The organism is Pseudomonas sp. UBA6315, assembly GCF_002438125.1.
Classification (GTDB): domain Bacteria; phylum Pseudomonadota; class Gammaproteobacteria; order Pseudomonadales; family Pseudomonadaceae; genus Aquipseudomonas; species Aquipseudomonas faucium.
The window spans coordinates 20,396-27,065 of the sequence record NZ_DJTF01000069.1; the positions used below are offsets into that span (position 1 = coordinate 20,396).

The following is a 6,670-nucleotide window of genomic DNA, read 5'->3' on the forward strand; positions in this document are numbered from 1 at the left end:
GTGGGAGCCGGCTTGCCGGCGATAGGGCCCTAACAGGCAAAAAAAACCGGCGCTCAAGGCGCCGGTTCCGGTTTCACACCCTCAAGGCCTCACAGCCCGTCGAGCATCGCCTTGTTGCGCACGGCACCCTTGTCGGCACTGGTGGCCAGCAGGGCGTAGGCCTTCAGCGCGGTGGTCACCTTGCGTGGGCGCACTTCGGCCGGCTTCCAGCCCTTCTTGTCCTGCTCGGCGCGGCGCGCGGCCAGCTCTTCATCGCTGACTTGCAGGTTGATCGAACGGTTGGGGATGTCGATCAGCACCTTGTCGCCGTCGCGCACCAGGCCGATGGCACCGCCAGCGGCGGCTTCCGGCGAAGCGTGGCCGATCGACAGGCCCGAGGTACCGCCCGAGAAGCGGCCGTCGGTGAGCAGGGCGCAGGCTTTGCCCAGGCCTTTGGATTTCAGGTACGAAGTCGGGTAGAGCATCTCTTGCATGCCCGGGCCGCCTTTCGGGCCTTCGTAACGGATGATGACGATGTCACCCGCTTTCACTTCGTCGGCGAGGATGCCGCGCACGGCGCTGTCCTGGCTTTCGAAGATCTTCGCGTTGCCTTCGAACACGTGGATCGACTCATCGACACCGGCGGTCTTCACCACGCAACCGTCCAGGGCGATGTTGCCGTACAGCACGGCCAGGCCGCCTTCTTGCGAGTAGGCGTGCTCGAAGCTGCGGATGCAGCCGTTCTCGCGGTCGTCGTCGAGGGTTTCCCAGCGGGTCGACTGGCTGAACGCGGTCTGCGTCGGGATGCCGGCCGGGCCTGCCTTGAAGAAGGTGTGTACGGCTTCGTCATCGGTCTGGGTGATGTCCCACTTGGCGATGGCCTCTTCCATGCTGCGGCTGTGCACGGTCGGCAGGTCGGTGTGCAGCAAACCGCCACGGGCCAGCGAGCCGAGGATGCTGAAGATGCCGCCGGCGCGGTGCACGTCCTCCATGTGGTACTTCTGGATGTTCGGCGCCACCTTGCACAGCTGCGGCACCTTGCGCGACAGCCGATCGATGTCGCGCAGGTCGAACGCCACCTCACCTTCCTGGGCGGCGGCCAGCAGGTGCAGGATGGTGTTGGTCGAACCGCCCATGGCGATGTCGAGCATCATGGCGTTCTCGAACGCCTTGAAGTTGGCGATGCTGCGCGGCAGCACCGACTCGTCGTTGTCGCCGTAGTAACGCTTGCACAGCTCGACGATGGTGCGCCCGGCGGTGAGGAACAGCTGCTCACGGTCGGCGTGGGTGGCCAGGGTCGAACCGTTGCCCGGCAGGGCCAGGCCCAGGGCTTCGGTCAGGCAGTTCATCGAGTTGGCGGTGAACATGCCGGAGCAGGAACCGCAGGTCGGGCAGGCGCTGCGCTCGTACTCGGCGACTTTCTCGTCGGAGGCCGAGGAGTCGGCGGCGATGACCATGGCGTCGACCAGGTCCAGGCCGTGGCTGGCCAGCTTGGTCTTGCCGGCTTCCATCGGGCCGCCGGAAACGAAGATCACCGGGATGTTCAGGCGCAGGGCGGCCATCAGCATGCCAGGGGTGATCTTGTCGCAGTTGGAGATGCACACGATGGCGTCGGCGCAGTGGGCGTTGACCATGTATTCCACGGCGTCGGCGATGATCTCGCGGCTCGGCAGGGAATAGAGCATGCCGTCATGGCCCATGGCGATGCCGTCGTCGACCGCGATGGTGTTGAATTCCTTGGCCACGCCACCGGCGCGCTCGATCTCGCGGGCCACCAGCTGGCCCAGGTCCTTCAGGTGCACGTGGCCCGGGACGAACTGGGTGAACGAGTTGGCGATGGCGATGATCGGTTTCTTGAAATCTTCATCCTTCATCCCGGTGGCGCGCCACAGGGCACGGGCGCCGGCCATGTTGCGGCCTTGGGTGGAGGTCTTGGAACGATAATCAGGCATGAAGCACTCCTGGCGGCTAAATCAGGTCACAAAAAGGGGAGTGAGCTTCTCTTGTCCTTTGCACCGCAGGCCGGTTGCCACTGGCACGGATGGGGGCCGAAGACACTGCGGGATCGCCGCATGCTTGGCCAGAGCTCATAAACCCGCCGGGGGATGACTGGCGATGAATAGCCCGATTCTACACCGCTGGCGCGGCGAAGGAATGGCGATGTGCCCGGGCGGTGATTTCGGCCGAATGAGGTGCTGGTTGTAGGACCGTTCTGAAACGCCGCCGGCAGGGCTGACAAGCCGCGCCGAGGCTCCTTACTATCCGCCGCGCCGCATGTGCGGCTTCACGAGAAACCCCCTTAATGGACCTTCCCAGTTTCAGTTCATACCGAACCTGCAAATTGGCACTGAGCGCGCCGGCGCCAGGGCTGCCGGCGGCTTGAGTCCCTGTGGCTGAGGCCTGTGGGCGCCTGGGCCGGCGCTTGGAGAACCTCATGCAGCACATCATCGATTTCCTCGATTCCCCCTCCGCCCGTCGCCAGGCCGCCCAGTCCCGGCGCGATGATTTCCTCGACCCGGACGGCTACGAGCACGGCACCGCCGGCAGCGTGATGACCAGCGAGTACTCCTGCGTCGATGCCGGCCTGAGCGCCAGCCAGGCCATCGACATGCTGCGCCGGGAAGCGGCGGATACCGAAACCATCTACCAGGCCTATGTGCTCGACGAGCAGCGCCAGCTGCTGGGCACGCTGTCGTTGCGCGAGCTGATTCTGGCAGCGGCGCACGAGCCCATCGAGCGCATCATGGTGCGCAACGTGGTCTGCGTCTGCACCAGCACCCGCCAGGAAGAGGTGGCGCGAACGATCCGCGCGCATGACCTGCTGGCCGTGCCGGTGCTGGACGAGGCGGGGCGCCTGGTGGGCATCGTCACCTGCGACGAGGCGCTCGATGTGGTGGTGGATGAAGCCACCGAAGACTTCCACAAGGGCGCCTCGATCACCAACCACGTCGGCAACCTGCGCGATGCCACGGTCAGCCTGCTGTATCGCAAGCGCGTGCTGTGGCTGGTGCTGCTGGTGTTCGGCAACCTGTTCTCGGGGGCCGGTATCGCGGCGTTCGAAGAGACCATTGCCGCGCATATCGTGCTGGTGTTCTTCCTGCCGCTGCTGGTGGACAGCGGTGGCAACGCCGGCGCGCAATCGGCGACGCTGATGGTGCGCGGCCTGGCAACCGGTGAAGTGGTGCTGCGCGACTGGCTGCGGATGCTCGGGCGCGAATGCGGGGTGGCGCTGGCGCTGGGGGGCACCATGGCGTTGGCGGTGGCCTCGCTGGGGGCGCTGCGCGGCGGGCCGGAGATTGCCGTGATCGTTGCCAGCAGCATGCTGGTGATCGTGTTGCTGGGCAGCCTGATCGGCATGAGCCTGCCCTTCATGTTCACCCGGCTGAAACTTGACCCGGCGACGGCCAGTGGCCCGCTGGTAACCTCGATCGCCGATGCGGCGGGGGTGCTGGTGTACTTCGGGATCGCGTCATACGTGCTGGATATCTGAAAGCAGAAGGGGCCGCAATGCGGCCCCTTCTTTTTGCCTGGCAGATCAGCTGTTGGGCAGCAGGCGGCAGGTGATGCTCTTGATGTAGCGGGTTTCTGCAATGGCCGGGTGCACCGGGTGGTCCGGGCCCTGGCCGCCGCGCTCGAGCAGCTGCATGTTGCGGTCCAGGTGGCGGGCGCTGGTCAGCAGGATGTTGTTCAGGTCGTCCTCGGGCAGGTGCATCGAGCACGAGGCGCTGACCAGGATGCCGTCCTTGGTCAGCATGCGCATGGCCTGTTCGTTGAGGCGGCGGTAGGCCGCTTCGCCGTTTTTCAGGTCTTTCTTGCGCTTGATGAACGCGGGTGGGTCGGCAATGATCACGTCGAAACGCTCTTCGGCGGCTTTCAGCTCGCGCAGCGCCTCGAACACGTCGCCTTCGATGCAGGTCAGTTTCTCGCTGATGCCATTGAGTGCGGCGTTACGCTCGACGCCGTCCAGGGCAAAGCCCGAGGCATCGACGCAGAACACTTCGCTGGCACCGAAGGCGCCGGCCTGCACACCCCAGCCACCGATGTAGCTGAACAGGTCGAGCACGCGCTTGCCTTTGACGTAGGGTGCCAGGCGCGCGCGGTTCATGCGGTGGTCGTAGAACCAGCCGGTCTTCTGGCCTTCACGCACCGGCGCTTCGAACTTGACGCCGTTCTCTTCCAGCGGCACCCAGTCCGGCACTTCGCCGTAGACGGTTTCGACGTAGCGCTGCAGGCCTTCGGCATCGCGGGCGGCGGAATCGTTCTTGAACAGAATGCCGCTAGGCTTGAGCACCTGGACCAGGGCGGCGATCACGTCATCCTTGTGCTGCTCCATGGTGGCCGAGGCCAGTTGGACCACGAGGATGTCGAAGAAGCGGTCGACCACCAGGCCCGGCAGCAGGTCGGAGTCGCCGTAGACCAGGCGGTAGCACGGCTTGTCGAACAGGCGCTCGCGCAGCGACAGGGCGACGTTCAGGCGGTGCACCAGCAGCGACTTGTCCAGCGGCAGCTTGATGTCGCGCGACAGCAGGCGGGCGCAGATCAGGTTGTTCGGGCTCAGCGCCACGATGCCCAGTGGCTTGCCGTTGGCAGCCTCGAGGACCGCCTGCTGGCCGGCCTGGAAGCCTTGCAGCGGGGTCGCGGTGACGTCGACTTCGTTGCTGTAGACCCACAGGTGGCCGGCGCGCAGGCGGCGGTCGGCATTGGCTTTGAGGCGAAGGCTGGGCAGGGACATGACGTCGCTCCGGGAAAAAAGAGCGGGAGTATAACTGGTTGGCCCAGGGATCGGGGCAGGGCTCGACAAAGTGCTAGAATCCCCCGTCCTCAACGAGTGTGCCTGCATGCCCCAAGAACTCAGCGCCGAACAGATCCAGCAAGCCTTGCAAGGCATCACCATTCCGCCGCAACCGCAGATCATGGTCGACCTGCAGTTCGAGCAGTACATGCCCGACCCTGACCTGGAAACCATCGCCAAGCTGATTTCCCAGGACCCCGGGCTTTCCGGCGCCTTGCTCAAGCTGGTCAACTCGCCGCATTTCGGGCTTGCCAACAAGATCGGTTCGATCCAGCGCGCGGTCAACCTGCTGGGCAGCCGCTCGATTATCAACCTGATCAACGCCCAGTCGATCAAGGGCGAGATGTGCGACGAAACCATCGTCACCCTCAACCGCTTCTGGGACACCGCCCAGGACGTGGCCATGACCTGCCTGACCCTGGCCAAGCGCACCGGCATCCAGGCCGCGGACGAGGCCTACACCCTGGGCCTGTTCCACGACTGCGGCGTGCCGCTGATGCTCAAGCGCTTTCCCAGCTACATGCAGGTGCTGGAGCAGGCCTATGCCTGTGCCGATGCCCAAACCCGGGTGGTCGATACCGAAAACCGCACCTTCAACACCAACCACTCGGTGGTCGGCTACTTCACCGCCAAGTCGTGGCGCCTGCCGGAGCACATCAGCGCGGCCATCGCCAACCACCACAATGCGCTGGCGGTGTTTCGCGAGGAGTCGTCGCGCAATACCCAGAGCCAGTTGAAGAACCTGCTGGCGGTGCTGAAGATGGCCGAGCACATCTGCGCTTCGTACCGGGTGCTGGGCAACCAGGGCGTCGACCATGAGTGGCAGGCGGTCGGCCCGCTGGTACTCGACTACATCGGCTTGTCGGAGTACGACTTCGAGAACCTCAAACAGAACATTCGCGAGCTGGGCGGGCACTGATCGATGCCAGAACTACCCGAAGTGGAAACCACCCGGCGCGGAATCGCGCCGCACCTGCAGGGCCAGCGCGTCAGCCGCGTGGTGGTGCGTGACCGGCGCCTGCGCTGGCCGATCCCCGAGGACCTCGACGTGCGCCTGTCCGGGCAGCGCATCGTCAGCGTCGAGCGGCGTGCCAAGTACCTGTTGATCAATGCCGAGGTGGGCACGCTGATCAGCCACCTGGGCATGTCGGGCAACTTGCGCCTGGTCGAGCTCGGGCTGCCGGCGGGCAAGCACGAGCACGTCGACATCGAGCTGGAGTCGGGGCTGATGCTGCGCTACACCGACCCGCGGCGCTTCGGCGCCATGCTCTGGAGCCTCGACCCGCTCAACCATGAACTGCTGCTGCGCCTGGGGCCGGAGCCGCTGACCGACCTGTTCGACGGCGAGCGCCTGTTCCAGCTGTCGCGCGGGCGCTCGATGGCGGTCAAGCCGTTCATCATGGACAACGCCGTGGTGGTGGGGGTGGGCAACATCTACGCGACCGAGGCGCTGTTCGCGGCGGGCATCGACCCACGGCGCGAGGCCGGCGGGATTTCGCGGGCGCGCTACCTGAAGCTGGCGATCGAGATCAAGCGGGTGCTGGCGGCGGCCATCGAGCAGGGCGGCACGACCTTGCGCGACTTCATCGGCGGTGACGGGCAGCCGGGGTACTTCCAGCAGGAATTGTTCGTTTATGGGCGTGGCGGGATGCCGTGCAAGCTGTGCGGCACGACCTTGCGCGAGGTGAAGCTGGGGCAGCGCGCCAGCGTGTACTGCCCGCGCTGCCAGCGCTGAATTTGCGGGCCCCATCGCCGGCAAGCCGGCTCCTACAGGTTTATGGGAGCCGGCTTGCCGGCGATAGGGGCGCAGCTGAAATCAGGCCTTGCCGGTGATCCGGCGATACTTGGCCATCAGCTCGTCTTCGGTTTCCGGGTGCGCTTCATCCAGCGGGATGCAGT

At 65.5% G+C, this 6,670-nt stretch carries 5 protein-coding genes and 1 pseudogene; 3 read left to right on the forward strand and 3 right to left on the reverse strand.

All coding sequences use genetic code 11. The features are described 5' to 3' along the window. Positions 1–89 precede the first annotated feature (89 nt). Positions 90–1,931 (reverse strand): dihydroxy-acid dehydratase, encoded by a 1,842-nt coding sequence (gene ilvD, locus B3E94_RS08570; RefSeq protein WP_236236012.1) that lies wholly within the window; start codon positions 1,929–1,931, stop codon positions 90–92. A gap of 482 nt (positions 1,932–2,413) precedes the next feature. Between ilvD and mgtE the strand changes: the two genes are divergently transcribed. Next, entirely contained in the window at positions 2,414–3,469 is a 1,056-nt protein-coding gene (gene mgtE, locus B3E94_RS08575) for a magnesium transporter (protein WP_286913087.1), read from the forward strand. Positions 3,470–3,514: 45 nt separating this feature from the next. Here mgtE and B3E94_RS08580 read toward each other — a convergent pair whose 3' ends face one another. After that, positions 3,515–4,711, reverse strand: a complete 1,197-nt coding sequence (locus tag B3E94_RS08580; protein ID WP_176515739.1) for a class I SAM-dependent rRNA methyltransferase — start codon at positions 4,709–4,711, stop codon at positions 3,515–3,517. Between the two features lie 160 nt (positions 4,712–4,871). Between B3E94_RS08580 and B3E94_RS08585 the strand changes: the two genes are divergently transcribed. Both B3E94_RS08585 and mutM read left to right on the forward strand, forming a co-directional pair. Continuing rightward, positions 4,872–5,690 (forward strand): HDOD domain-containing protein, encoded by an 819-nt coding sequence (locus B3E94_RS08585; RefSeq protein ID WP_286913089.1) that lies wholly within the window; start codon positions 4,872–4,874, stop codon positions 5,688–5,690. Between the two features lie 3 nt (positions 5,691–5,693). Continuing rightward, positions 5,694–6,506, forward strand: coding sequence for a bifunctional DNA-formamidopyrimidine glycosylase/DNA-(apurinic or apyrimidinic site) lyase (mutM, locus tag B3E94_RS08590; RefSeq protein ID WP_176515740.1), 813 nt, complete (start codon positions 5,694–5,696; stop codon positions 6,504–6,506). An 81-nt stretch (positions 6,507–6,587) separates the two neighbouring features. On the opposite strand, the pseudogene B3E94_RS08595 reads toward mutM, so the two are convergent. Then, positions 6,588–6,670, reverse strand: a pseudogene (locus B3E94_RS08595) (ferredoxin); the annotation flags it as partial.